General features: G+C 68.7%; 23 protein-coding genes. 11 read left to right on the forward strand and 12 right to left on the reverse strand.

Going from position 1 to position 25,922, the window contains the following annotated elements; genetic code table 11:
- Positions 1-47: 47 nt before the first annotated feature.
- A complete protein-coding gene (locus ACLNEE_RS04790; protein WP_412006832.1) occupies positions 48-956 on the reverse strand; it encodes a polyphosphate kinase 2 family protein in 909 nt (302 codons plus the stop codon).
- A 180-nt stretch (positions 957-1,136) separates the two neighbouring features.
- Complete coding sequence (locus ACLNEE_RS04795) at positions 1,137-1,310, reverse strand: hypothetical protein (protein WP_412006833.1); 174 nt, start codon at positions 1,308-1,310, stop codon at positions 1,137-1,139.
- A 111-nt stretch (positions 1,311-1,421) separates the two neighbouring features.
- On the opposite strand from ACLNEE_RS04795, the gene ggt reads away from it, so the two are divergent.
- The gene (ggt, locus tag ACLNEE_RS04800) at positions 1,422-3,254 is read left to right on the forward strand and encodes a gamma-glutamyltransferase (RefSeq protein WP_412006834.1); all 1,833 of its coding nucleotides are present in this window, start codon (positions 1,422-1,424) and stop codon (positions 3,252-3,254) included.
- A gap of 18 nt (positions 3,255-3,272) precedes the next feature.
- Here ggt and ACLNEE_RS04805 read toward each other — a convergent pair whose 3' ends face one another.
- On the reverse strand, positions 3,273-3,788 hold the full coding sequence (locus ACLNEE_RS04805) for an HdeD family acid-resistance protein (protein WP_412006835.1): 516 nt from the start codon (positions 3,786-3,788) through the stop codon (positions 3,273-3,275).
- A 189-nt stretch (positions 3,789-3,977) separates the two neighbouring features.
- Here ACLNEE_RS04805 and ACLNEE_RS04810 point away from each other — a divergent pair, with 189 nt between their 5' ends.
- The 7 genes from ACLNEE_RS04810 (at position 3,978) to ACLNEE_RS04840 (ending at position 12,192) form a co-directional block, all read left to right on the forward strand.
- Positions 3,978-4,475, forward strand: coding sequence for a DUF2231 domain-containing protein (locus ACLNEE_RS04810; protein WP_411422334.1), 498 nt, complete (start codon positions 3,978-3,980; stop codon positions 4,473-4,475).
- Entirely contained in the window at positions 4,475-5,089 is a 615-nt protein-coding gene (locus tag ACLNEE_RS04815; protein WP_411422311.1) for a DUF2231 domain-containing protein, read from the forward strand. The genes ACLNEE_RS04810 and ACLNEE_RS04815 overlap by 1 nt, the downstream gene beginning before the upstream one ends.
- Positions 5,086-6,042, forward strand: coding sequence for a cytochrome c oxidase subunit II (locus tag ACLNEE_RS04820; RefSeq protein ID WP_411422312.1), 957 nt, complete (start codon positions 5,086-5,088; stop codon positions 6,040-6,042). Before ACLNEE_RS04815 ends, ACLNEE_RS04820 begins: the two co-directional genes overlap by 4 nt.
- 2 nt (positions 6,043-6,044) lie before the next feature.
- Positions 6,045-7,748 carry a cytochrome c oxidase subunit I gene (locus ACLNEE_RS04825; protein WP_411422313.1) on the forward strand — a complete coding sequence of 568 codons (1,704 nt, stop codon included), beginning with the start codon at positions 6,045-6,047 and terminating at the stop codon, positions 7,746-7,748.
- A gap of 4 nt (positions 7,749-7,752) precedes the next feature.
- On the forward strand, positions 7,753-8,352 hold the full coding sequence (locus ACLNEE_RS04830; protein ID WP_411422314.1) for a cytochrome c oxidase subunit 3: 600 nt from the start codon (positions 7,753-7,755) through the stop codon (positions 8,350-8,352).
- A gap of 19 nt (positions 8,353-8,371) precedes the next feature.
- Complete coding sequence (locus ACLNEE_RS04835; protein ID WP_412006836.1) at positions 8,372-9,892, forward strand: GMC oxidoreductase; 1,521 nt, start codon at positions 8,372-8,374, stop codon at positions 9,890-9,892.
- Between the two features lie 161 nt (positions 9,893-10,053).
- Positions 10,054-12,192 carry a glycogen debranching protein gene (locus ACLNEE_RS04840; RefSeq protein ID WP_411422315.1) on the forward strand — a complete coding sequence of 713 codons (2,139 nt, stop codon included), beginning with the start codon at positions 10,054-10,056 and terminating at the stop codon, positions 12,190-12,192.
- Between the two features lie 75 nt (positions 12,193-12,267).
- Here ACLNEE_RS04840 and ACLNEE_RS04845 read toward each other — a convergent pair whose 3' ends face one another.
- Both ACLNEE_RS04845 and ACLNEE_RS04850 read right to left on the reverse strand, forming a co-directional pair.
- Positions 12,268-13,668 (reverse strand): NAD(P)/FAD-dependent oxidoreductase, encoded by a 1,401-nt coding sequence (locus ACLNEE_RS04845; RefSeq protein ID WP_411422316.1) that lies wholly within the window; start codon positions 13,666-13,668, stop codon positions 12,268-12,270.
- 399 nt (positions 13,669-14,067) lie between these two features.
- On the reverse strand, positions 14,068-14,889 hold the full coding sequence (locus tag ACLNEE_RS04850) for a transglutaminase-like domain-containing protein (protein WP_412006837.1): 822 nt from the start codon (positions 14,887-14,889) through the stop codon (positions 14,068-14,070).
- A 322-nt stretch (positions 14,890-15,211) separates the two neighbouring features.
- Between ACLNEE_RS04850 and ACLNEE_RS04855 the strand changes: the two genes are divergently transcribed.
- A complete protein-coding gene (locus tag ACLNEE_RS04855; protein ID WP_411422319.1) occupies positions 15,212-15,733 on the forward strand; it encodes a hypothetical protein in 522 nt (173 codons plus the stop codon).
- 145 nt (positions 15,734-15,878) lie between these two features.
- On the opposite strand, the gene ACLNEE_RS04860 is transcribed toward ACLNEE_RS04855, so the two are convergent.
- The 4 genes from ACLNEE_RS04860 to hemL are packed head-to-tail and all read right to left on the reverse strand — an operon-like array spanning position 15,879 to position 20,201.
- Entirely contained in the window at positions 15,879-17,252 is a 1,374-nt protein-coding gene (locus tag ACLNEE_RS04860; RefSeq protein ID WP_411422321.1) for a TRAP transporter large permease, read from the reverse strand.
- A 6-nt stretch (positions 17,253-17,258) separates the two neighbouring features.
- Positions 17,259-17,828, reverse strand: coding sequence for a TRAP transporter small permease subunit (locus ACLNEE_RS04865; protein WP_411422322.1), 570 nt, complete (start codon positions 17,826-17,828; stop codon positions 17,259-17,261).
- Between the two features lie 2 nt (positions 17,829-17,830).
- On the reverse strand, positions 17,831-18,943 hold the full coding sequence (locus tag ACLNEE_RS04870) for a TRAP transporter substrate-binding protein (protein ID WP_411422336.1): 1,113 nt from the start codon (positions 18,941-18,943) through the stop codon (positions 17,831-17,833).
- A gap of 19 nt (positions 18,944-18,962) precedes the next feature.
- A complete protein-coding gene (gene hemL / locus ACLNEE_RS04875) occupies positions 18,963-20,201 on the reverse strand; it encodes a glutamate-1-semialdehyde 2,1-aminomutase (protein WP_411422337.1) in 1,239 nt (412 codons plus the stop codon).
- Between the two features lie 218 nt (positions 20,202-20,419).
- Between hemL and ACLNEE_RS04880 the strand changes: the two genes are divergently transcribed.
- Positions 20,420-21,892 (forward strand): FAD-linked oxidase C-terminal domain-containing protein, encoded by a 1,473-nt coding sequence (locus ACLNEE_RS04880; protein ID WP_411422323.1) that lies wholly within the window; start codon positions 20,420-20,422, stop codon positions 21,890-21,892.
- A gap of 14 nt (positions 21,893-21,906) precedes the next feature.
- On the opposite strand, the gene ACLNEE_RS04885 is transcribed toward ACLNEE_RS04880, so the two are convergent.
- A complete protein-coding gene (locus ACLNEE_RS04885; RefSeq protein WP_411422324.1) occupies positions 21,907-23,643 on the reverse strand; it encodes an alpha/beta hydrolase in 1,737 nt (578 codons plus the stop codon).
- A 168-nt stretch (positions 23,644-23,811) separates the two neighbouring features.
- Complete coding sequence (xth, locus tag ACLNEE_RS04890) at positions 23,812-24,672, reverse strand: exodeoxyribonuclease III (protein ID WP_411422325.1); 861 nt, start codon at positions 24,670-24,672, stop codon at positions 23,812-23,814.
- Between the two features lie 51 nt (positions 24,673-24,723).
- Between xth and ACLNEE_RS04895 the strand changes: the two genes are divergently transcribed.
- A complete protein-coding gene (locus ACLNEE_RS04895) occupies positions 24,724-25,089 on the forward strand; it encodes a hypothetical protein (RefSeq protein ID WP_412006838.1) in 366 nt (121 codons plus the stop codon).
- On the opposite strand, the gene ACLNEE_RS04900 is transcribed toward ACLNEE_RS04895, so the two are convergent.
- The gene (locus ACLNEE_RS04900; protein WP_412006839.1) at positions 25,031-25,876 is read right to left on the reverse strand and encodes a tetratricopeptide repeat protein; all 846 of its coding nucleotides are present in this window, start codon (positions 25,874-25,876) and stop codon (positions 25,031-25,033) included. The genes ACLNEE_RS04895 and ACLNEE_RS04900 overlap by 59 nt on opposite strands.
- Between the last annotated feature and the right edge of the window lie 46 nt (positions 25,877-25,922).

The raw sequence follows: 25,922 nt of genomic DNA on the forward strand, positions 1-25,922 counted from the left end.
GGCCAAGGCGGCAGTTTGGGCTCAGGTGGATGCATGGGTGGATGCGGTCACTCGTTCAGGAGCTCCTGCTTCGCCTGCTCCAGCCTGGCCCGGTCCTCGTCGCTGACGGTGGGATAGCGGAGGTTGAGGGAGTCGAGGGTTTCCACAACGGCGGCCGCCACCACGATGCGCGTGAACCACTTGTTGTCGGCCGGAACCACATACCAGGGCGCGCGCTTGGTGGCCGTATTCCGGATCATGTCCTCGTAGGCCTGCATGTAGTCGTCCCAGTAGGCCCGCTCCTTGATGTCGTTGGCGGAGAACTTCCAGTTCTTCTCAGGATTGTTCAGCCGTTCAAGGAAGCGCCTCTTCTGCTCTTTCTTGGAGACATGCAGGAAGAATTTTCGTACCACTGTTCCGTTGTTGCTGAGGTACTTCTCGTAGTTGCGGATATCCTTGAAGCGCTTCTCCCAGATGTCCTTGCCCATCAGTTCGTCCGGGAGTGTCTGCTTGTGCAGAAACTCGGGGTGAACACGCACCACCAGGGTCTCCTCGTAGTAGCTGCGGTTGAAGATGCCGATCCGCCCCCGCTCGGGCAGGGCGATGTTGCAGCGCCAGAGATAGTCGTGATCCAGGGCGATGCCGGAAGGTGCCTTGAAACTGCTCACCTGGCAGCCCTGGGGATTGACCCCGCTCATCACATGCTTGATGGTGCCATCCTTGCCGGCGGCATCCATGGCCTGGAAGGCCAAGAGCACGGCCCAGCGATCCTGGGCATAGAGCATGTCCTGAAATTCCGCCAGCAGCTCCACACCCAACGCCAGGGCTTCCTTGGCCTGGGGTTTGTCTTCCTGGTCGAAGTGGAGCGTATCGCCAGGGTCCACATCCTTGAGGCGAAACGATTCGCCATCCTCGATGCGAAAGGGCCTGGCCAGTTCCCGTGCTCGTTCAATCAGGGCTTTCTGCTGTTGATTCATGCTGGTCTTCAGGATCCTCTTTCTGGGTGCACTGTAAGCATGGTTGGTGCATCGGATCATCCGCTTCATGATCGTTGCGATGCCTCCCATCGCGCGCGACGACATTGCAGCAAGGGAGTGGTCCGTGCGATCAGCGGGGGGACTGGCGCAGGCCTGTCTCCGGGCGAGGCAGGGGGCGTTTCAGGGTTCTGAGCGTGCTGCACGGGCCGCTTCGGCATCGGGGGGTGTTGCCCCCTTGGTGAAGCTGAGGGTGTCGTTGTTGGCTCCTGTCAGCGTTTCACCCTTGCTGTCCAGCTTGGTGAAGGGATACAACGCCTCGCCCTGCAGGTTGGCCGGCCAGCCGAAGGCGGCCACCACGGCGCGCTTGAGCTAGGTGGTGCCCTACACGCCGAGCTCCTTGGCGATCACGCCGCCGACTTCGTATGGACCTCCACCATGGGATCAACGCAGACCCTGCCCATCCCCATGTCCTCCCTGGTCCGGCGACGATCCCTCCAGGGCCCTGCTCCGGGCCTGAGGCGGCTGCTGCCGGTGCTGCTCGCTCCCGCCCTGCTGGCACTCCCCGGCCCCCTGCGCGCCGATGTGCTGCAGGAGCGGGAGCAGCGCTCCCATCCGGTGTGGTCGCCTGGGGGCATGGTGGCGGTGCAGGAGCCATTGGCCGCGGTCGCCGGGGTGGAGCTGCTGCGGCAGGGCGGCAATGCGGTGGATGCGGCGGTCGGCACCGCCTTCGCCCTGGCGGTGAGCCACCCCCAGGCCGGCAACCTGGGCGGCGGCGGCTTCCTGATGCTGTGGTTGCCCGGCGCCTCGCCGGCCCGCTCCCGCGGCTGTCTGCCGGAGGCCGGCACCCAGGGCAGGGCCGGCAGCCCTGAGCTGAGGATCGGCCGGGGCACGGCCGTGGCGGTGAACTTCCGTGAGACGGCGCCGGCCGCCGCCCGCGGTGATCTGTTCGTGGGGCCGGATGGACGCGTGGATCGCAAGCTGGCCACCGGCAGCCTGCTGAGCACGGCCGTGCCCGGCTCGGTGGCGGGGCTGGTGCTGGCCCAGCGCTGCTATGGCCGCCTGCCGCTGCGCCAGGTGCTCCGCCCCGCCATCGCCCTGGCCGAGCGGGGGTTCCCGGTGAGTCGGGTGCTGGCGGAAGATCTGCGCCGCGCCCGCCCGCGGCTGGCGGCCGACCCCACCGCCCGGGCCTTGTTCCTGGCGGCGGCCCGGCCCGGCGCCCTGCTGCGTCAGCGGGCGTTGGCGGCCACCCTGCGCCGGATCGCGGAGCAGGGCGAGCGCGGCTTCTACGCGGGCCCAACGGCCGTGGCTCTCACGGGGTTGATGCGGCGGGGCGGCGGGCTGATCACCCCCGCCGATCTTGCGGACTACCGGGCCCAGCTGGTGCGACCCCTGACGGGCCGCTTCCGTGGCACCACCGTGCTGGTGCCGCCGCCACCCAGCAGCGCCGTGACGATCCTGCAGCTGCTGGCCCTGCTGGAGCCCATGCCGCTGGCCAGCCTGGGGGCCAACGGAGCCGCGACCCTGCACCGCATGGCCGAGGCCATGAACCTGGCCTACCGCGACCGCAACGCCCTGCTGGGTGATCCCGACCAGGTGGCGATCCCCCTGGCCCGGATGCTGGCCCCCGCCTACGTGGCGGCGATGGGCCGCTCCCTCGATCTGCAGCGGCACCGGCCCGCCGCGCAGGTGCAGCAGGGGCCGCCGCCCCTGCCCGAGAGCGAGGACACGATCCACCTCTCCGCCGCCGATCGCCAGGGGGGCATGGTGGCCCTCACCACCACGCTCAACTTCCCCTTCGGCAGCGGCATCGCCGTGCCCGGGGCGGGCTTCCTGCTCAACAACGAGATGGACGATTTCACCGCCCAGCTGGGCAGCCCGAACGCCTTCGGGCTGGTGCAGGGCGCCTCCAATGCCATCGCCCCGGGCCGGCGGCCGCTCAGCTCGATGAGCCCCACCCTGGTGTTCCACGCCGACGGCCGGCCCTGGTTCGCCACCGGCAGCCCCGGCGGCAGCCGCATCCTCACCACCGTGCTGCAGGTGCTGCTCAACCGCATCGAGCACGGCCTCAACCTGGCCGGTGCCGTGGCGGCTCCACGCATCCATGCCCAGCTGCTGCCCGATCGCTTCTTCCATGAGGAAGGCCTCAGCCCCGACACCCGCCGGCTGCTGGAGGCGAAGGGCCACCAGCTGGTGCGCAGCCCCGCCATGGGAGCGGCCAACAGCGTGGAGATCACGGCCGAGGGCACGCTCGGTGTGGTGGATCCCCGCAAGGCCGAGGGGTTCGCGGCGGGGGAGTGACGCCGCCCGGCCCGGTCCTCAGCCCGCCTGGGGGCTCGGGGTGGTGAGCAGGTTGATGGCCGAGAAGGCCAGGCCGATGCCCAGCAGGGTGCCGATCGCCCAGAGGCTGTCGCTGGGCCATTCGGCGATCAGCATCCCGCCCAGCACGGTGGTGACGATTCCATCGAGCAGCACCAGGCTGCGGGCGGGGCCCTGGCCGGCGGCCGCGGCGGCCAGCTCCATCACGCCCTGGAAGGCCAGCAGGAAGCCCACGAACAGGGTGAGGCTCACCTCACTGGCGAGGGGGTAGAGCAGGATGTAGATCCCGCCGCCGGCATAGAGGAGGGCGGAGAGCAGGCGGAACAGCTTGCCCTTCAGATCGGCTTCACCGGTGAGGCGCAGCCCCTGGGAGAGGCCGGCAGCGATGGCCACGCCGCCGATGGCGATCGTGAGCAGGGTGGCCGACACGAACGGCAGGGCGATGGCCAGGCCCGCCGCAGCCAGCAGCAGGCCGGCGGTGAGCCAGCGCAGCGCGGGGGAGGAGGGAGCGGCCACGGAGTGCATGCAATGGCCATCACCCTACGCAGACTCACCAGCAGGGACTCACCAGCAGGAAGTGCAGCTCGTTCTGCCTGTCCTTTGATCGGCGAATGCCCACAGGGCTGTCGCAATCCATCACAACCCCCGCAGCGCCCGGATGGAATCCCCCAGGGTATGGGCAGCTTCGCAGCCGTTCCGGTCTCCATGTTTGAGCTGCTTCCCCCGCTCAACGACCGCAACCTGCCGTGGATGGACACCATCCACCCGATCGTGGTGCACTTCGTCATCGCCATGGCGCTGATCAGTGTGGTGTTCGATCTGATCGGCCGCTTCGGCCGCCGACCTGCCCTGTTTGAAGTGAGTTTCTGGAATTTGCTGGTGGCCACGGTGGCCATCTTCGTGGCGATCATCTTCGGCCAGATCGAGGCCGGCCTGGCCAGTCCCTACGGCGAGGCCAGCACGATCCTCAACCTGCACAGCACCCTCGGCTGGTCGCTGGCCGGGGTGCTGGCCCTGCTCTCCGGCTGGCGCTACGTGATCCGCAGCCGTGACCCCCTGCAGCTGCCGCCGGCCTTCCTGGGCGCCGGAGCGCTGCTGAGCGTGCTGGTGGTGGTGCAGGTGCTGCTGGGGAATCAGCTGGTGTGGGTGTACGGGCTGCACACGGTGCCCGTGGTCGAAGCCGTGCGCGCGGGGCTGGTGTGATGTACGCCTTGGTGCCCCTGGCCGCTGCCCCTGTGGCCGAGCAGCTGGGCCCCAACCAGTTGCCCTACGCCATGCCGCTGCACCCCAACCTGGTGCACTTCACGATCGGGTTGTTCGTGATCGCGATTGTCTTCGACATCGCCGGCGCCCTGTTTCCGCTCGAGAAGCGGCTGTTCCGCTTCCTGGCATTGCCGGTGACCCGCTGCAGCTTCCACGATGTGGGCTGGTTCAACCTGCTGGCCTGCGTCGTGGTGAGCTTCTTCACCGTCGCGGCCGGCTTCTACGAGATGTTGCTGGCGGTGCCGATCCCGGGGGGGCGCAGCGACTTCGGCCTCGGCAGCGCCGCCACCATGCTCTGGCACGGCGTGGGGGGTGTTGTTCTGCTGCTGTTGATCGTGGCGATGGTGGTGTGGCGTGGCCTGCAGCGGTTCCGCTGGCGCCGCGACCTGGGCCGCGAGGTGCAGTGGAGCTACCTGCTGGCCGGCCTGGGCCTGTTCGTGCTGATCGGGGTGCACGGCACCCTCGGTGCCCAGCTGGCCGGTGAGTTCGGCGTGCACGTCACGGCAGACCAGCTGCTGGCGGCGGGCCTGAACCTGCGGGAGGCCCTGCCATGACCAGCTCTGCCGCGCGATCCCCAAGGCTCTGGTCCGTCGCGCTGCTGCTGGCTGCGGTGCTCAGCGACCTGGCCGCCAGCTTCTGGATGGCCGCCCAGTCGCACCGCTGGCTTCCGGTGCCGGCCTCCGCGGCCGCTGGCCCCGTGGACGACCTGTTCGCCCTGGAGGTGGGCATCGGCAGCTTCATCTTCCTGGGCTGCAGCGGCGTGATCCTCTGGACGCTGCTGTTCAACCGAGCCCCCAAGTACGACCTGGACAACGGCGATCCGATCGAAGGCAACCTCAAGCTCGAGATCATCTGGACGCTGATCCCACTGGTGATCGTGATGCTGATTGCCTGGAAGGCGATCGACGTGAGCGACACGCTCTCCACCCTGGGCGGCAAGATCCGCGTGAGCGGCGGCCATGCCGCCATGCACGGCGTCGAGGGCCCCGCGGCCAGGGTGCTGGCCGCAGACGACCCGGCCGCCGCGATGCCCATTCAGGTGATCGGCCGCCAGTGGAGCTGGGAGTTCATCTATCCCAACGGCGTGCACAGCAGCGAGCTGCACCTGCCCGAGGGCCAGCGCAGCTTCCTGCGCCTCAGCGCCACCGATGTGATCCACGGCTTCTACGTGCCGGCCTTCCGGCTCAAGCAGGACCTGATCCCCGGCAGCGTGATCGATTACAGCCTCATCCCCACCCGCGCGGGCCGCTACCGGCTGCGCGATTCGATGTTCAGCGGCGGCTACTTCTCCTCCAACCAGACCGATGTGGTGGTGGAGCCGCCTGAGGCCTACGCGGCCTGGCTCAAGCAGGCCCTGCGCCAGCCGCTGCAGCCGGCCGCCAACGCCGCCACCGACCTCTACGCCCAGCGTCTGGCCCGCGGCGACCGGGGCTGGGCGACGGTGCCGCCGGCGCCCCCGCCGCTGGTGCACGTCAGTGCCGATCCCACCGCCAGTCACGAGGGCTGACCATGACCAGCACCACCCCCGCTCCGGCCTTCGATCCCCGCGTGCTGCGGGCGCCCCATCCGGTGCCCGGCGCGCCGAACAACTGGCGGCGCTTCCTGAGCTTCAACACCGACGCCAAGGTGATCGGCCTGCAGTACATGATCACCGCGCTGTTCTTCCTGCTGGTGGGCGGCCTGCTGTCGATGATCATGCGCGGCGAGCTGATCACGCCGGCGGCAGATCTGGTGGATCCCTCCGTCTACAACGGGCTCTACACGATGCACGGAACGGTGATGCTGTTCCTGTTTCTGTTCCCGATCCTCAACGGCTTCAACAACCTGCTGATCCCGCCGATGATCGGAGCGCCGGACATGGCCTTCCCCCGCCTGAACGCGGCCGCCTTCTGGATGGTGCCGGTGTTCGGCGTGATTCTGATGGCGAGTTTCCTGGTGCCAGGCGGCCCCTCCGGCTCCGGCTGGTGGGCCTACCCACCCCAGAGCATCCAGAACCCGCTCGGGCATTTCATCAACGGCCAGTTTCTGTGGATCCTGGCGGTGGCGCTCTCGGGCATCTCCTCGATCATGGGGGCGGTGAACTTCATCACCACGGTGATCCGCCTGCGGGCGCCGGGCATGGGCTGGTTCCGCATGCCGATCTTCTGCTGGACGGCCGTGGCCGCCCAGACGATCCAGCTGATCGGCCTGCCGGTGCTCACCGCCGGGGCGGTGCTGCTGCTGTTCGACCTCAGCTTCGGCACCAGCTTCTACCGGCCGGAGGGGGGCGGCGATCCGATGCTGTATCAGCACTTCTTCTGGTTCTATTCCCATCCGGCGGTGTACGTGATGGCGCTGCCGGTGTTCGGCATCTTCTCCGAGCTGTTTCCGGTCTATGCCCGCAAACCCCTGTTCGGCTACCACGTGGTGGCGATCGCCTCGTTCGGGATCACCTTCCTCAGCCTGATCGTGTGGGTGCACCACATGTTCTACAGCGGCACACCGCAGTGGATGCGCAACCTGTTCATGGTCACCACGATGCTGATCGCGGTGCCCACCGGCATCAAGGTGTTCGCCTGGATCGCCACGCTGTGGCGCGGCAAGCTGCGCCTCACCACGGCCATGCTGTTCTGCCTCGGCGGTGTGTTCAACTTCATCTTCGCCGGCATCACCGGCATCATGCTGGCCACGGTGCCGGTGGACATCCACGTGGGCAACACCTACTTCGTGGTGGGCCATTTCCACACCGTGATCTTCTCCACCATCACCTACGGCGTGTTTGCCGGCATCTACCACTGGTTCCCGAAGTTCACCGGCCGGATGATGTACGAAGGCCTGGGCAAGCTGCACTTCGTGCTCACCTTCATCGGCAGTCAGCTCACCTTCCTGCCGATGCATGCGGCCGGCCTGCTGGGCATGCCGCGCCGGGTGGCGTCCTACGACCCGGAGTTCGCCTTCGCCAACGTGCTCGCCAGCCTCGGCGCCTTCCTGCTGGGGGTGGCCACGATTCCGTTTCTGCTCAACCTGGTGAGCTCCTGGGTGCGGGGCGAGAAGGCACCGCCCAACCCCTGGCATGCCATCGGCCTGGAGTGGCTGCTGCCCTCGCCGCCACCGGCGGAGAACTTCGAGCACGACGTGCCCACCGTGGTGAGCGGCCCCTACGGCTACGGGCTGGAGCGGCCGCTGGTGCTCGATCAGGCGCGCTACGTGGCCAGGGCGGCCCAGGGAGGTTGACCCCATGACCACCATCACCCCCAACCCGGCCGACGCCCCCGTGCACGCCGACCATGGCCACGGCGATCACACCCTCACGGGCTTCGTGATCTTCCTGCTCTCCGAGAGCGTGATCTTCCTGGCGCTGTTCGCCGGCTACGCCATCTACAAGACCTCCTCACCCCTGTGGCTGCCGCCCGGTGTGGAGGGGCTGGAGCTGGCCGATCCGCTGCGCTTCACCGTGGTGCTGGTGAGCAGCAGTGGTGTGATCTGGCTGGCCGAGCGCGCCCTGCACCGGGGCCGGCTGCGGCAGTTCCGCGCCTGGTGGCTGCTCACCATGGCGATGGGGGTGGTGTTTCTGGTGGGGCAGGGGCTCGAGTGGGCCGGGCTGCCCTTCGGGCTGGGAGATGGGGTGTACGGCGCCAGCTTCTATCTGCTCACCGGCTTCCACGGCCTGCACGTGCTCACCGGCGTGCTGCTGATGGGGCTGATGCTGGCCCGCTCCTTTCGCCCGGGCAACTACGACGCCGGCTCGGTGGGGGTGACGGCCGTGTCGCTGTTCTGGCACTTCGTGGATGTGATCTGGGTGGTGCTGTTCGTGCTGATTTACGTGTGGCAGCGCTGATGCTGATGGGGCCATCGCGATGATCATTGACGACACCCTCTACGACGTGGTGGTGATCGGCAGTGGCGCGGCCGGCGCCACGCTGGCCGCCGAGCTGGCCCAGGCGGGCCGACGGGTGCTGCTGCTCGAGCGCGGCGAGCGGCTGCCGCTGGTGGATCAGAACGTGGGCGATGTGGAGCTGTTCCGCAGGCCGCGCTACCACCCGGAGCAGCCCTGGTTCGGCAGCGACGGCGATCCCTTCAACCCCCAGATGGTGTACGCCCTGGGCGGCAACACCAAGATCTGGGCGGCGGTGCTGGAGCGGTTGCGGGAGGCGGAATTCGAGGGCGTGGCGATGCAGGACGGCCGCTCGCCGGCCTGGGGGTTGCACTACGGCGATCTGGCCCCCTGGTATGACCGGGCCGAGGCCCTCTACCGGGTGCACGGTCAGGCCGGCGAGGATCCCACGGCGCCGCCGCGCGCGGCGGCCTATCCCTATGGCCCGCGGCCGATGGAGCCGGTGCTGGAGCAGCTGCACGCCGACCTGTCGCGCCAGGGATTGCGGCCCTATCACCTGCCGCTGAGCTGGAGCGAGAGCAGCGCCGATCCCATCGGCGACGCGGAGCTGTTCGGCGTGGAGCGGGCCCTGGCGGCGGTGACCCCGGCGGCGGTTCGCAGCGGCGCGGTGGTGGAGGCGCTGCATGTGGACCCCAGCGGCCGTGAGGTGAAGGGCGTGGAGGCGCGGATCGCAGGCGACCGCTGGCTGTTCCAGGGGCACCAGGTGGTGCTGGCGGCCGGGGCGGTGAACACCGCCGCGATCCTGCTGCGCTCGGCGGGGGAGCGGCACCCCAGCGGGCTGGCCAACGACTCGGATCAGGTGGGCCGCAACCTGATGAAGCCCCAGCTCACGGCGCTGCTGCAGCGGGCCAGCAGCCCCAATTCGGGCCGCTACTCACCGGCCCTGGGCCTCACGGAGTACTACTGGGGCGACAAGAACGTGGACTACGCCCTGGGCTCGATCCGCAACGGTGGGGGCGTGCTGCAGGATCTGCTGTTCGCCGAGTCGCCGCCGCTGCTGTCGCTGGTGAGCCGGCTGCTGCCGGATCCGGCGCTGGAGTGGCTGGCCGACCGCTCGATCACCTGGTGGGCGATGACGGCGGTGCTGCCCGACCCGGAGAACCGGGTGACGGTGCGGGGTGAGCGCATCGATGTGGCCTACATCCCCAACAACCGCGAAGCCCACGACCGGTTGGTGTACCGCTGGCTGGACACGATCCAGAAAACCGAGGCCGACCCCGCCACCACGGTGGTGCAGCGGGCGCCGATCTATCCCCGCGGCGAGGCGCCGCTGAGCGTGATGGGCCTGGCCTGCGGCACCTGCCGCATGGGCAGTGATCCGGCCAGCTCGGTGGTGAACCTGGAGGGCCGTTGCCATGGGCTGGAGAACCTCTGGATCGCGGATGCCAGCGTGTTTCCGAGCTGCCCGGCGGTGGGCCCAGGCCTCACCGTGATCGCCAACGCCCTGCGCATCGCGGCGCGCCTCGAGGCGGAGCTGGCATGAACGCGACCAGGGGTTGATGGCCTGGAACCTCTGGGCACCGACCTGAGGGATCGCCAGTGGGGCGCGGTGCGGGAGGAGGAAGCTGTTCCACCACCGTGAGCTCCATCCACCCCGCCCTCACCGGCAGCGCAACGTAGGCAGCGCGCCCGGTCCTGATCACCATGGGCAGGGGATCCCACACCGTGCGGCTGGCCGTGACCGACACTCTCCTGGCTCTGGCTGAGGGCACCAGTGCGCCCCTCGGGGCGACGCTGCAGCGGGGCGGGGTGAACTTCAGCGTTCATGCCCGGGGCTGCGACAGGGTGGAGCTCTGCCTGTTCGACGCGCTCGAGGATCCGGAGCCCTCGGCGGTGCTGGTGCTCGAGGGTGAAGCGCACCGCAGCGCCACCTACTGGCATGGCCTGGTGGCGGGGGTGGGGCCGGGCCAGCTCTACGGCTACCGCCTCCCCGCCGATCCCGACTGCCTGCTGCTCGACCCCTACGCCCCGGCCCTGGCGGTGCCTGCGGGCTATCGCCGGCAGCGGGGCCAGCGCCGCGACGGGGGGCAGATCGGGGCGGGAGGCGGCTGGGCTGGGGCCATCAAGAGTGTCGTGGCCGACCTCAGCCGCTACGACTGGGAGGGCGATCGGCCCCTGCGCCGCCCTGCGCGCGAAACGGTGATCTACGAGCTGCACGTGCGCGGCTTCACCGCCGATCCCAGCGCCGCTGTCGCCCCCGGGCGGGCCGGCACCTATGCCGCTCTGATCGAAACGATTCCCTACCTGCAGCAGCTGGGCATCACCGCCGTGGAGCTGATGCCGGTGTTCGCCTTCGACGCCCAGGCGGCTCCGGCCGGCCTGAGCAACCACTGGGGCTACCAGCCCATCAGCGTGCTCGCTCCCCACCCGGGCTACGCCACTGGCCCCGATCCTCTGGCGGTGCTCGATGAGTTCCGTGATCTGGTGAAGGCCCTGCACCGCGCCGGCCTCGAGGTGATCCTGGATGTGGTGTACAACCACACTGCGGAGGGGGCCATGGCGGGCGCGGCGGCGGGGCCCACCCTCTCCTATCGGGGCCTGGCTCCCCACGACTACTACCTGCTCCAGGGGGAGGGGGACAGCCTGCACGACTTCGACGTGACCGGCTGCGGCAACACCTTCAACGCCAACCATCCGGTGGTGCGGCGGCTGATCCGCCACAGCCTGCGCCACTGGGTGCAGCACATGCACGTGGATGGATTCCGCTTTGATCTGGCCGCCGTGCTGTCCCGCGATGAGGAGGGCCGTCCGGAGCCGCGGCCGCCGGTACTCTTCGATCTCGACACCGATCCGGTGCTGGCCGGCACCAAGCTGATCGCTGAAGCCTGGGATGCCGCCGGCCTCTATGAGGTGGGCCGGTTCGTGGGGGAGCGCTGGCAGGAGTGGAACGGGCGCTTCCGCGACGATCTGCGCCATTTCCTCAAGGGAGACTCCGGCTTCGCCTGGGCGGCCGCCCAGCGCCTGATCGGCAGCCCGGACATCTATGGCCCCCGCCAGCGGGAGGCGGAGCTGAGCGTGAACTTCGTGACCTGCCACGACGGCTTCACCCTGGCCGACTGGGTGAGTTACGACACCAAGCACAACGAGGCCAATGGCGAGGCCAACCGCGACGGCTCCGATGACAATGCCAGCTGGAACTGCGGCGTGGAGGGGGAGACGCAGGATCCCGACGTGCTGGCCCTCAGGGCGCGGCAGATGCGCAATGCCCTCTGCCTGCTGCTGCTCGCTCCAGGCACGCCGATGCTGGCGATGGGCGATGAGGTGGGCCGCAGCCAGCGGGGCAACAACAACGCCTACTGCCAGGACAATCCGATCAGCTGGATGGACTGGGGCCTGGTGGCGAGAAGGGCGGATCTGCTGCGCTTCAGCCGCGCCCTGATCGCCTTCCGGCAGCGGCGCGATGTGGTGGTGGATCACGCCAACCTGTCGCTCTCCGAGCTGCTGCGCCGCTGTGCGGTGGAGTGGCACGGGGTGGAGCCGTTCCAGCCCGACTGGGGGGCCGACTCCCACTCCCTGGCCCTGAGCCACACCAGCAGCGAACACCGCTTCCGGAGGCATCTGCTGGTGAATGCCTGGTGGCAGCCGCTGCGGTTTGCCCTGCCCCCCACCGGTCTGGCCGATGGGCGGTGGCATCGCTGGATCGATACCGCCCTTCCCAGCCCCGACGACATCGTCGACTGGGCGGAGGCACCCGCTCTGCCGGAGCAGGCCTACACCCTGCAGCCCCGCTCGGTGGTGGTGCTGATGGCGCGGGCGGCTCAGGGCGGAGGGGCTGCCCCCTGACGTGTGGCCAGGCCTTCCTCGCCAGTGATGCCGCCAGCTCCATCATTGCCACCACGATCTTCGCCGATGGCGGCATCATGCAGAGCAGCCTGGTGCTCTGACGCCGGGATCGGCGGCTTCCAGTCGCTCCAGGCCTACATCGACGCCCATGTGCTGGTCGGGGCGGCCGGTGATCAGCAGGGAGGCCCGCTGACGGGTGCCGATCGTCCACAGCCATTTGGTGAGCAGGGTGAGGCGGTTCTCGTTGGCCGGCATGAAGGCCAGGTGGGCCAGGCCCCACAGCAGCCAGCCGATCGGCCCGCTCACCCGCAGTCCGCGCAGGTCGGCCACGGCGCAGAGGGGGCCGATCACCGCCATGCTGCCGAAATCGGTCCAGCGGAAGGGGGCATGGGAGCGCCCTTCCTGAGCGGCCAGGATGTCGGCGGCCACCCAGCCGCCCATCTGCACCGCCGGGCTGGCCATGCCCGGCAGGGGCTTGCCGTCCGCGGTGTGGCTGTAGGCGCAGAGGTCGCCCACCACCCGGATGGAGGGGTGGTCGGGAATGGAGAAATCGGGGTTCACGATCACACGCCCGCCCCGGTCGAGCGGGCAGCCGCTGCGCTCGGCCAGCAGTTTGCCCAGGTGTGAGGCCCGCACGCCGGCGGTCCAGCAGATCGTGGCCGCCTCCAGGGTCCGCTCGCCGCCTGGGGCGGTCAGCGTCACCCGTTCGGAGGCGATGGCCTGCACCCGGCCGCCCAGCAGCAGCTCCACACCGCGGGAGCGCAGGTAGCGGCCGGCGGCGTCCGAGAGGCTGGGGTGCATGGCCCGCAGCAGCCTCTCGCCAGGATCCACCAGGGTGACCTTGCAGTCGTCCGGGTCCAGCTGCTTGAAGTCGCGTGCCACCGCATGGCGCAGCATCTCGTTCACTGATCCGGCCAGTTCGCAGCCGGAGGGGCCGCCGCCCACCACCACCACCGACTGCAGGTGACGGCGGCGCTCCCGATCGGGCGTCTGCTCGGCCTCCTCGAGGGCCGTGAGCAGCCGCCGGCGCACCTCGTCGGCGTGCTCGAGGATCTTCATCGGCGGCGCATGCTCGCGCCACTCCTCATGGCCGAAGTAGGTGCTGCCCGAGCCGGTGGCCAGGATCAGGTGGTCGAAGGCCAGGCGGCGGTCGTTGAACACCACCTCCCTGGCCGCCGGGTCGATGTCGACCACCTCACCGAGCAGAACCTGGATGTTGGGGGCCTGACCCACCATCTGGCGCAGGGGTGAGGCCACGTCGGCCTCCGACACGAGCCCCGAAGCCACCTGATAGAGGAGCGGCTGGAAGAGGTTGAAGTTGCGCTTGTCGATCAGGGTGACCCGCACGGGCCTGCCGCTGAGGGCATGGGCCGCCTTGAGGCCGGCGAAGCCACCGCCCACGATCACCACGTGGGGCAGCCCGGCCAGCTGTTCATCCGGTGGGGCGAGCTCGAGGAAGAAGCGTTCCCTGGCCATCAGAGCAGTTCGCCAGGGGTCACGGTAACGGCGTTGGCCGCCGGCCACCGGCATTCAGGATCCGGAGCACCAGGACCCGGTGGACGTCCGCCACGAGCATGCCGCCCAGCTGCTCTCCAACGATCTCTTGTTTCTGGTCCTGTTCACCGGCAGCGCCACTCACGAGGTGCCTTCACCCCTGTGGTTGCCCGATCCAGACAACCAACAGGAGACGGTGCGGGGCGGGCGCATCGAGATCACCGCAGCAGATGGTTGGGATGTGGAGCACAGTCCTGATCAGATTCAGGTCCCTCCCTGCCGATCCAGGTGGCAGGGTGCTGCAGCCGAAGATGACGATCGGCATCCGGGCCAGCTCCACACATTCAGGCCCGCCACTTCGGCAGCCAGTTAGGCAGCCCCTCAGGCCGCCAGCGTGGAGGCGAGCTCATGGGTGATCACCTCAAATCCCACCAGACGGTGATCACCGAATGAACGCAGGAACGGCACATCGCCGGCATCACGACCCTGGCCAATGAGCACCCGGCCGCAGCGGGGCATGTTGTGTCGCGCATCGAAGGTGTACCAGCGGTCGCCGAGAAACACCTCGAACCAGGCCGAGAAGTCGACCGGCTCCTCCCCTACTGGAATACCCGTGTAGCCCAGGTAGCCGGTGCAGTAGCGGGCAGGGATGTTGAGGCAGCGGCACAGGCTGATCGCCAGGTGGGCAAAGTCGCGGCACACACCAGCTCCATCGGCAAGGGTCTGGCTGGCGGTCTTCTCCGGCGTCACTGCGCTGTAGTCGAAGCGGATCTGGGCGTGAATCCAGTCGCAGATGGCCTGGACGCGAGGCCAGCCTGCTGGAACGGACGAGAAGGTGGCCCAGGCCAGGCCCATCAGCGCGGCGGTGTCGCAGTAGGTGCTGGCGTTCAGGTAGGGGTAGGTGTCGATCGGCAGAAACTGAACCGGGCACAGCGCCGCAGCAGGCACCACGGGATCCCCTGCATCCGGCTGCTGGATGGTGGCGTTGTAGCCGAAGCTGGTGGTGCCGGAGGCGGCGATGAAGCGGCACCAGCGGTTGCCTTGCCAATGGGTGAGCACCTCCACCGGTCGATCAGGCTGCAACGACACCTGCTCATGGTCCAGCAGGTTGGTCAACAGGCTGGTGTGGGGGTGCACCAGGGCGAGGATGGGTGTGGGCGCCTCGCAGGCAATCTCGAGTCGGCAGCCGATGCGGAGATCCAACGCGGTTTTGGATTGCGTGCCGAGTGCACGCATGCTGGCCGCTGGGCCCCTGGGCGGCGGGCGCGGTGCGGGGGCTCTGACACGGGCAGGAGGTGAATCCTGCGGCTCGAGGCGAGGGCCAGCCGCTCCTGCCCCCAGCGGTAGGCCTGATCTGGCGGTAGAGCGCTTCGAGTTCAGAGCTCTGAGGGCTCGATGACGCAGGGCGAGGTGCTGCCTACCCGATACTGGGCTATGAGCCCCATTGGCTATGCAGGCTGATCAACAGCACGATCACCAACGTCAATACCCACGTCAATCCCAACATGGGCAGCAGAGGGAATTCATGACACGGCCCGCCAGATCAGGATTGCGGCAGAGGGCGCTAGAGGAGCTCAAGCTGTTCTGGCTCATAGCCCTGTATCTCTGGATCTTCCTGGGCTCATTCACCACCTACCGCCGACTGGTGCTTGCCGAAACCGGAGTCACCTATCTCCATTACGGGGTCGCGCTGATCGAAGCGTTGGTCATCGCCAAGGTTGTGCTGCTTGGCAAGATGTTCGGCTTTGGGCGGCGTTTTGAACAGCTTCCGCTGATCGTGCCCGTGGCTTACAAGTCCATTGCCTTTGGCTTGCTGGTGATGCTGTTCAGCATCCTTGAACACGTTGTGGAGGGAATGCTCCGTCACCACAGTGGCTGGAGTGGGCTGCGCGATCTGGCCGCCCTCGGCATCGATGAGCTGTCGGCTCGCGTTCTCATGCTCACGATCGCCTTCGTTCCGTTTTTTGCCTTCTGGGAGATCGGGCGCGTGCTTGGCATGCAGCGACTCGCTGCCATGTTCTTCGTACGGCAGGACACGTCCGCGTAGAGACGCCTCCGCATGGATCAACTCCCAGGGGATGCGCTGCCATGACGGCCACCAGCCCGGCCAGCCACCATCCCAGATCCCAGACCCATCACGACGCCGCCGAGCACGAACCAGAGCACGTTGAGCAGGAGGCGAAGCATGGGATTCAGCCGGCCGGTGCAGCAAGGGAGGGCAGAAAGGTGACCAGTTGGGGCACCAAGAGCACCAGCAGCAGCACGCAGAGCTGGATCCCCACGAAGGGCCAGGCGCCGCGGTAGATGGCCCAGGTGCTCAGATCCGCCGGGGCCACACCGCGCAGGTAGAAGAGGGCGAAGCCGAACGGCGGGGTGAGGAAGGAGGTCTGCAGGTTGGTGCCGATCACCACCCCGAACCAGAGCAGCTCCTGGGGGCTCAGCAGCGTTCGGGCCGTGGGCAGCAGCAGCGGCACCACGATGAAGGCGATCTCGAAGAAGTCGATGAAGAAGCCCAGGGTGAAGATCACCAGCATCGCGACGGCCAGGAACCCCACCCTTCCCCCAGGCAGGTTGAGCAGCAGCCCGGAGATCAGCTGATCGCCCCCCAGCCCGCGGAACACCAGGCTGAAGGCGGTGGACCCCAGCAGGATCGCCATCACCATCGCCGTGGTGCGCAGGGTCTCATCGCTCACCTCCGCCAGCGCCTGGCGGCTGAAGCCCCCCTGCAGGGCCGCCAGCACCAGGGCGCCGAGGGCGCCGAGGGCGCCGGCCTCGGTAGGGGTGGCGATCCCGAAGAAGATGCTGCCCAGCACCAGCAGGATCAGCCCCAGCGGTTGCAGCACCACCCGCGCCAGGGTGGAGGCCGGCATGGCGCGCTCCGCGGCGGTGCTCTGCTGTGGGGCCAGCTCGGGGCGCAGCGCCGTGATCACCACCACGTAGAGGGCGAAGGCTCCGGCCATCACCAGCCCCGGGATCAGCGAGCCCAGGAACAGATCGCCGATCGACACGCCGAGCTGGTCACCCAGCACCACCAGCACGATGCTGGGGGGAATGATCTGCCCCAGGGTGCCGGAGGCGGTGATCACCCCGCAGGCGAGCGAGCGGTCGTAGCCGGCGCGCAGCATCGCCGGCAGGGAGATCATCCCCATGGTGGTGACGGTCGCCGCCACCACACCGGTGGTGGCCGCCAGCAGGGCCCCCACCAGGACCACGGCGAGGGCCAGGCCCCCGCGCAGGCGACCCAGCAGGTGCCCCATGGCCACCAGCAGGCGCTCGGCGATGCCCGATTTCTCGAGCATCGCGCCCATGAACACGAAGGCCGGAATCGCCAGCAGGGTGAAGTTCCCCATGATTCCGAAGATCCGCTGCGGCAACGCCGTGAGGAACGAGGGATCGATCACCCCCAGGGCCATGCCCAGCAGGCCGAACAGCACCGCCACCCCGCCAAGGCCGAAGGCCACCGGGTAGCCGCTGAGCAGGGCGAGCACGAGCGTGGCGAACATGCCGGCGCCCAGCCAGGCTCCGGCATCGAAGCCGATCACGTAGCCGAGCAGTTCGATCTCCATGGCCGCTCAGCGGTGCTCCTGCGGCAGGTGTTGCTGCCGCCGTTCCCGGGCCAGGCTGGCCAGACGACCGGCCAGGCGGATGGCCTCCGCCACACCCTGCAGACCCAGCAGCAGGAACCCGAGCGGGATCAGGGCTTTCACCCAGAAACGTGGCAGACCGCCCGGATCCGGTGAGGCCTCGGCGATGCGCCAGCTCTCCACGGTGGGGGTGGCCGAGACAATCAGCACCAGGGCCACGAAGGGCAGCAGCAGCAGCAGGGTGCCGGCCAGGTCCACCCGCAGCCGGCGGCGTTCCGGCCAGCGCGCCTGCAGCACGTCGACGCGGACATGCCCCCGGCGCTGCAGGGTCCAGCCCATGCCCAGCAGGAAGGCGAGCGCGAAGAGGTACCACTGCGCCTCGATCAGCCCATTGGAGCTGAGATTGCGGCCCAGCAGCAGCCCCGCGTAGCGGCCGATCACGTTCCAGCAGCCGAGGGTGAGCATGAGCAGCAGGGCCCAGCCAGCCAGCCGCCCCGCCCAGCGGTTCAGTCCGTCGATGGCGCCCAGCAGCCGCGGCAGTGGGGGGGGTGGCGGCATCGTCAGCGGCCTGCCCCGCCGGCGCCATAGGTGAACCGGGAGAGGGAGTATTCATTCACCGCGTTCCAGCCCTGCACCTGGATGCGGAAGCCGCGCCACTGGTCATGGATCTCGCGGAAGCTGCGGTCGCCGGCCGCCATGTCCGCCAGCAGCTGTTCCGAGGCCTTGGCGGCGGCCGTGAGGATGGCCTCGCCGTAGTTCACCAGTTCGGTCCCGCCCTTGATCAGCCGTTTCAGGGCGGCCGCGTTCAGCGCCTCATAGCGGCTGAGCATCGCCAGGTTGGCCTCCTGGCAGGCCGTGCTGAACATCGCCTGGTAAGGCTTGGGCAGACGGCGCCAGGCCTGGTGGTTCACCAGGGCAGTGAGGGTCGGCCCCGGTTCCCACCAGCCGGGGTAGTAGTAGTAGCGGGCGGCCCGGGCCAGCCCCAGCTTCTCGTCGTCGTAGGGGCCCGTCCACTCGGCGGCATCGATGGCGCCGCGATCGAGGGCCAGGTAGATCTCCCCACCGGGAAGCACCTGCACGTTCACGCCCAGGGCGGCCATCACCTTGCCGCCCAGCCCCGGGATGCGCATCTTCAGGCCCCGGAGCGATTCCGGTCCGTCGAGCCGGCGCTTGAACCAGCCGCCCATCTGGGCGCCGGTGTTGCCGGCCGGGAAGCTGACCACGCCGAAGTCGGCGTACACCGCGTTGATCGCGTCGAGGCCGCCGCCCTCGTACAGCCAGGCGTTCTGCTGCTGGGCCGTGAGTCCGAACGGCACCGCCGTGCCGAAGGCCAGCGCGGGGTTCTTGCCCACGTAGTAGTAGCTGGCGGTGTGGCCGCATTCCACCGATCCGCTCTGGACGGCTTCCAGCACCTCCAGCCCCGGCACCAGCTCCCCGGCGGCGAAGGGCTGGATCTGGAAGCGGCCGTCGCTCAGTTCAGCCACCCGGCGGCTCACCGTCTCGGCGCCGCCGAAGATGGTGTCCAGCGCGTGGGGCCAGCTGGTGGCCATCCGCCAGCGCAACGATGGCAGCGAGCTGCCGCTGGTGGAGCCGGCCCGGCGGATCGTGCAGGAGCCAAGCAGTGCGGCAGAGACGCCGGTGCCGGCCGCCTGGAGCAGCCGGCGACGCTGGATCGCCAACCCCGAACTCCGCTCAGACCACCGCCGCGAACGACTCGCGGAAGGCGGCGATGGTGGTGTCGATGTCCGCGTCGCTGTGGGCCAGGGAGGTGAAGCCGGCCTCGAAGGCGCTGGGGGCCAGGTAGACGCCACGCTCCAGCATGGCGCGATGGAGCCGGCCGAAACGGGCCGCGTCCGCCGCCTTCGCTTCCTCGAAGTTGCGCACCGGGCCTTCGCAGAGGAAGAAGCCGAACATCGCGCTGATCGAGCCGCCGGTGATGGGCAGCCCGGCGGCCTTGCCGGCCTCGAGAATCCCGGCGATCAGCCGCTTGGTGGTGGCCTCCAGCCGCTCGTAGGTTCCCGGCTGCTTGAGCAGATCGAGGGTCTTGATGCCGGCCGTCATGGCCAGAGGGTTGCCGCTCAGGGTCCCGGCCTGATACATGGGCCCGGCCGGAGCCACCATGCTCATGATGTCGGCCCGGCCGCCATAGGCGCCCACCGGCAGGCCGCCACCGATCACCTTGCCCATGGTGGTGAGGTCCGGCGTCACCCCGAAGCGGGCCTGGGCGCCGCCGTAGCTGATCCGGAAGCCGGTCATCACCTCGTCGAACACCAGCAGGGCGCCGTGCTCCTTGGTGAGCTCGCGCATGCCCTCCAGGAAGCCCGGCACCGGCGGGATGAAGCCGGCGTTGCCCACCACGGGCTCGAGGATCACCCCGGCGATCTCGCCGGGATTCTCCGCGAAGAGCTGTTTCACCGCCTCGAGGTCGTTGTAGGGGGCGGTGAGGGTGCTCGCGGCGGTGGTGCGGGGGACGCCGGGTGAATCGGGAAGCCCCAGGGTGGCCACGCCCGAGCCGGCCTTGACGAGGAACATGTCCGCGTGGCCGTGGTAGCAGCCCTCGAACTTGATGATCTTCTCGCGGCCGGTGAAGGCGCGCACGAGCCGCAGCACCGACATGCAGGCCTCCGTGCCGCTGTTCACGAAGCGCACCATCTCCACCGAGGGGACCGCGTCGATCACCCGTTCGGCCAGCTGGTTCTCCAGCTCACAGGGGGCGCCGAAGCTGGTGCCCTTGTCGAGGGCGGCATGGAGGGCCGCAATCACCTCGGGGTGGGCATGGCCGCAGATGGCGGGTCCCCAGCTGCCGATGTAGTCGATGTAGCGGTTGCCGTCCACGTCCCAGGCATAGGCACCCTTGACGCGGTCGAAGACGATGGGGTTGCCGCCCACGGAGCGGAAGGCCCGCACTGGGGAGCTCACACCGCCGGGCATCAGGGTCTGGGCGGCACTGAAGAGGTCCTGGGACCGGGTGGTGTTCAGGGCGGGGGCCGAAACGGGAGCCGAGGTCAAGGCGGATTCCGCGGAGTGCGATGGACGGGTTGGTCGGCAGGCGCAACGACTGGAGCGTTACGGATAGACCATGGCCCATCCTGACCCAGAACCCGGCCGATCGGTTTGTCGGTAGTTTCGGAACACGTCGGCCCGGTCTTGTGAGCATCGACTGGCCAGTGCTGGAGCGCGAGCTGCGCCGCCTGCTGCCCCCTCGGGCGGTCGTCTCGGCGCGTCAGGAGTTGCTCGCCTACGACTGCGACGGCCTCACGCTGCACCGCCACCAGCCCCCGCTGGTGGTCCTGCCCGAGACCACCGCGCAGGTCTCGGCGGTTCTGGCGCTCTGCCACCGCGAGGGTGTGCCCTTCGTGGCCCGCGGCAGTGGCACCGGCCTCTCGGGTGGCGCCGTGGCCGAGACCGAGGCGCTCGTGGTGGCCACCAGCCGGATGCGGTCGGTGCTGAGGGTGGATCTGCCCAACCGCCAGGTGGTGGTGCAGCCCGGTGTGATCAACAGCTGGGTCAGTCGGGCGGTCGCCGGCGACGGGTTCTATTACGCCCCCGATCCCTCCAGTCAGGTGGCGTGCAGCATCGGCGGCAACGTGGCTGAAAATTCCGGCGGCGTGCACTGCCTCAAGTACGGGGTGACCAGCAACCACGTGCTGGCCCTCGAGGTGGTGTTGCACGATGGCACCGTCACCACCCTCGGGGGCGACCTCGAGGAGATGCCCGAGCTGGATCTGCGCGGGGTGTTCATCGGCAGTGAGGGCACCCTGGGGGTGGCCACCGCCATCACCCTGCGGCTGCTGCGCGCCCCGCAGAGCGTGGCCGTGCTGCTGGCCGACTTCACCTCCATGGAAGCCGCCGGAGAGGCCGTGCGGCTCGTCACGGCCGCCGGCGTGCTGCCTGCCGGGATGGAAATGATGGATCGGCTCACCATCGCGGCAGTCGACGACTACTTCGGCCACGACGAATACCCCCGCGACGCGGCGGCGGTTCTGCTGATCGAGCTCGACGGTCAGCAGCGGGAGGTGGCCGCGGCCACCGAGCTCGCCACGGCCCTGTGCCGGCAGGCCGGCGCCCGCCGTGTGCGGGAGGCCTGGGATGCCGACGAGCGGGCCCTGCTCTGGAAGGGGCGTAAGTCGGCGATCTCGGCCCTGGGCCGCCGCTTCCCCAGCTACTACCTGCAGGACGGCGTGGTGCCGCGCAGTGCGCTGCCACGGGTGCTGGCCGCCATCGAGACCCTCAGCGAGCGCTTCGAGCTGCCGGTGGCCAACGTGTTCCACGCCGGCGACGGCAACCTGCACCCCCTGATCCTCTACCGCGCCGCCGAGCCCGGCATCGGCGAACGGGTGCAGCAGCTGGGTGCCGAGATCCTGCGGCTCTGCGTGGAAGCGGGTGGCAGCATCACCGGGGAGCACGGCGTGGGCAGCGACAAGCGCTGCTACCTCGCGTGGATGTTCACCCCCGACGATCTGGCCACGATGCAGCTGGTGCGGCGGGCCTTCGATCCCCAGGGCCGCGCCAACCCCGGCAAGATCTTCCCCACCCCGCGCACCTGCGCCGAGTCGGCCCGCCGGGTGGCGGTGCTCAAAGAGGAGGGAGTGTCCCTGCCGGAGGCGGCAGTGGTGTTCTGAGCCGCTCCCTTCCCCTAATCCCTGGGCGCGGGATACTCCTTTCGGAAGGCTTCAATGGCTTCGGAAAGTTTCTGTGACGATCTTGCGCTGACCATGAAGAGTTTGAAGCGCTCATCCTTGCTGAGATATTCGGCATAGGAAGACCGAAGATAAGGTTTGTAGCTGTCGTTCTTGCGCAGATAAACTTCTACGAAAGGCAGGGCCACGCCCTTCATGTAGTTGCCGATCAGGCCCTGGCTGGGCAGGGTGATGTCGGTCATGGATTCGATGGCATCCTTGATGCCGGGGTCGATCTTGGTGAAGTTCACATGGGCCTGCCCCTGCACGATCAGCCAGTATTTGTCAGGCCCATTCAGCCACGTGAACGAGGCAGCCTGCTCCAGGGCCGGTGGTGTCGCCGGGTCGTAGCTGCCCGAGGCCATCACAACCGGCACCTTGATGTTGCCGAGGCCCTGCTTCCCGAAAATGCTGCGGTTCACGGGATTGGCGGCGAACACCGCGGCGGTGCGGCTGTCCTGGAGGTTGGCGAGCTGCTCGGGGGGCAGCTTCAGGGCCTGGCACTGGAGCAGCAACGAAACATTCAGGGATGCGTAGGGACGCTCGCACTCTTCCTTCAGGAAGGCTCGATCCACCGTGGCTCCGCCCAGGGCCAGAACGGTGTAGCCGCCGAAGGAATGGCCGGCCAGAGCGACCTTGGTGAGGTCGAGTTGGCCGTTGAATCGGCTGGCATTGCGGCGCTCCAGTTCGTCGATGACGAAGCTGATGTCCTTGGGGCGATTCGAAAATTCCTGGACGTCGAAGATGTCTTTGTGCAAGCCCCGCAGCATCTCCTTCAACCAGATGGCATCGCTGCCGGGATGTTGCGGCGCGGCCACGACATAGCCGTGGGACGCCAGCTGCTGCATGACCTCTGAGAAGTCTTCCGGACTCGAGCCCAGTCCGTGGGAGAAGACGATCACGGGCAGGGGCCCGGCTGCTGGCTTGGTGGGGCGGTAGACCTCCACGTAGAAGGAGCGGTTGCGGCGGCTGTCGGTGAGGTTCCACACCTCCTTGCTCACTGCCCGACTGCCGGGCTTGCGGGGGTCCGGCAGGGCCGCGAAGTCGGCTGGGGCATCCCCCTTGGCTTCCTCTGCGGTGAGCTGGCCCATCACCGTGTCGAGCCGTTCCGTGGCGGCGATGACCCGCTTGGTGGCCTTCTCGGCGCCCAGAACCTTCTCGCCATGGATCTGGATGTTGGCCGGCAGCTGCTCCAGCACCGACAGCAGACTGAGCCCATCCTGCGAGAACGAGGCATTCACCAGGGCGGCGCGCAGGATGGGCATGCCGTTGCCGCCGCGCAACAGGGTGATGGCTTTGCCGAGGCGCTCGAGAATGTCTTCGCCGATGTTGCTGTTGAAGAATCGCGAGACGAGCAGAGGATCAACCTCGGCTTTTTCCGTCAGGGCCTTGCGCAGCGACGGGTAGTCCTCAGGCTTGACGAGGGACAGGAAGAAGGCCAGATCGTCCTCGACCGTGCCGTCTGCAGCGAATTTCTGCAGCGAGCTGACCTTCAGCGAGCGGATCAGTGGGCCATAGGAGAAGGACAGCGTTTCGGAAGCCTTGGCGGGCAGGCCGGCCAGCCCCGCCGTGGCCAGGACCAGCGAAAGCCCCAGCGCCTTGGCCGTCCATCGCCGCAGGCGGTCTGGTTGGCGCCGCTGGCCTGCGTGGCCGGGCCGACCCGTCGTCGGAGCAAACACGTGACGCATCGGCATGGATGGCCGCACCCGGTGGAGGAGGAAGCCGAAGACTAGGGATCCGAGGACCCGCGGTCCTCAGGGCCGGAACGATCTTGAAATCTTCAGCTGCTGATGCAGCGTTGCCTACCGGGTGATGCAGCGTTGCCAGCCGATGGTTCCGCGGTTTCGCCCGGGGGGACTGGTTCAGCGCGGCGGCCCATCCCCATCCCCATCGCTGAAGCCATCCCCATCCTCGTCGTCCTGCCCGGCCGACCAGGCCAGGTTCACCACCACCGGAGCGTGGTCGCTCGGCTGGTCGTTGCCGCGGGTGGCCTTGTGGATCACGCAGCCGGTGGCGCAGGCCAGCAGGTCTTCCGAGAGATAGATGTGGTCGATCCGCCAGCCCCGATCCCGGTCCCAGGCCCCGCTGCGGTAGTCCCACCAGCTCCAGTGGCCCGCCTCCGGTTCGAACAGACGGAAGGCGTCGCTGAGCCGACCTTCCAGCGCCGCCGCCAGGGCCTGCCGTTCCAGGGCGCTGGCCATGATTCCTCCCGTGAGGCGCTCCGGGTCGTGGATGTCCCGGTCCTCCGGGGCGATGTTGAAGTCGCCCACCATGCAGAGAGGGTCACCCTGGCCTGCCTGCACCGCCAGGTAGCGCTGCAGGCAGGCCAGCCAGGCCAGCTTGTAGCCGTACTTGTCGCTGCGCAGCGAACTCCCGTTCGGCACGTAGAGGTTCAGCACCCGCACCCCCTCGATCAGGGCACTGATCACCCGCTTCTGCTCACTCAAGCCGGGGGCCTCCGGATCCTCGGGCAGCAGGGCCTCGAAACCCACCTGGACGTCCTCCAGCGGCAGGCTGCTGAGGATGGCGACGCCGTTGTAGGCCTTCTGGCCGCTGATCGCCATCTGGTAACCCAGCGCCGCGAAGGCGTCGCGGGGGAAGAGATCGTCGGTGACCTTGGTTTCCTGCAGGCAGAGCACCTCCGGCCGCTCCTGCTGCAGCCAGTCCACCACCTGCGCCAGGCGGGTGCGGACGGAGTTCACGTTCCAGGTGGCGATGCGCATGGCGACCGGCGGAGGGCCATTAGCATGGGCTCATCGGCGAGGAGACGACCCATGGCCCGTATGGCCGGAATCCTGCCCCAGGGGCGAACCCCTGTCCTGCATGCGGTCCTCTCGGCCGGTTGCGGGGTGGCCCTGGCGGCAGCTGCGCTGCTTCCCACCGGTCGCGCCGTGGCCCAGGAGGCCGGCTATGGCCAGACCATCAGCAGTCCCCAGCAGGAACGCGAGCTGGATTACGGCACCGGCGGAACCAACAACAACCTGCTGGATGCGACCAACCCGATGGACCTCATGAACCGGCTCCGCCGGGCCACCGCGCTGGATGAAGCGACCGCTCCGGATGATGCCGTGGATGCCGCCCTCAAGGACTACCACTCGGAGACGGCTTCGCCGGGGGCGTCCCAGGTGAAGGCCCCTTGAGCGGTTTGACCCGCAGCTGCTCCAGGCCCCAGGCGGCCGCCACCTGATCGAGACGGGGGTCCTCCGCGTCCTTGCCGCCCAGCTGCTTCGCCAGGGCGAGGGTCTGCTGGGCTGCCTTGGTATCCCCACGCTCCTGTTGAAGCAGGGCACGGGCCAGCAGCGGGCGCGGGTCCTTGGGGAATTGGGTGGTGAGTTTGATCAGCTGCGCTTCCGCCTTGCCGATGTCGCCGCGCCGCTGGATGACGTTGGCGAGCAGCAGGCCGATCGGCACGGCGTCGCTCCGCAGGTTCGGGCTGGTGGCCCGTTTCAGGGCGGCCTCCACCTGGGCCTGGGCCTGGGCTCCTCGATTTGTCTCGAGCAGGATCAGGGCCATCAGCTGCAGCCCTTCCACCTGATCGGGGCGTTGGTTGAGGAGCTGCCGCAGTTCCCGTTCGGCCCCGCTGCGGTCGTTCTGGTCGCGGCGCAGCTCGGCCAGCAGCAGCCGCAGCGACCAGCGGTCCGGCTGCTGGTCAGCGAGGCGTTCCAGCAGGGGCGTGGCTTCGGCCTTGCGCTCGAGGGCGACCAGCAGTTCGAGCAGGCGCTGCTGCTCGGCCGGGCTGGCTTCGCCGGTGTCGAGCCTGCGGCGCAGCTGCTCGGCCTGGCGCTCCAGCGCCGGGCGGGAGGACCCTCCGGCCGCGCTGCCGCTGCGCAGCTGGCCGATCCACCACCCTGCCGCCAGGCAGGAACCGGCCAGCACCACGGCCATGGCACCCAGCCATGGACCTTGACGGCGCGGGGCGGTGGGCATCGGCGCGATGGGCAGGGCAGTGCGGCCAGTCTGCCCCGGCGGCTCC

The organism is Aphanothece stagnina RSMan2012 (assembly GCF_046764815.1).
In the GTDB taxonomy this organism is placed as follows: Bacteria; Cyanobacteriota; Cyanobacteriia; order PCC-6307; family Cyanobiaceae; genus NIES-981.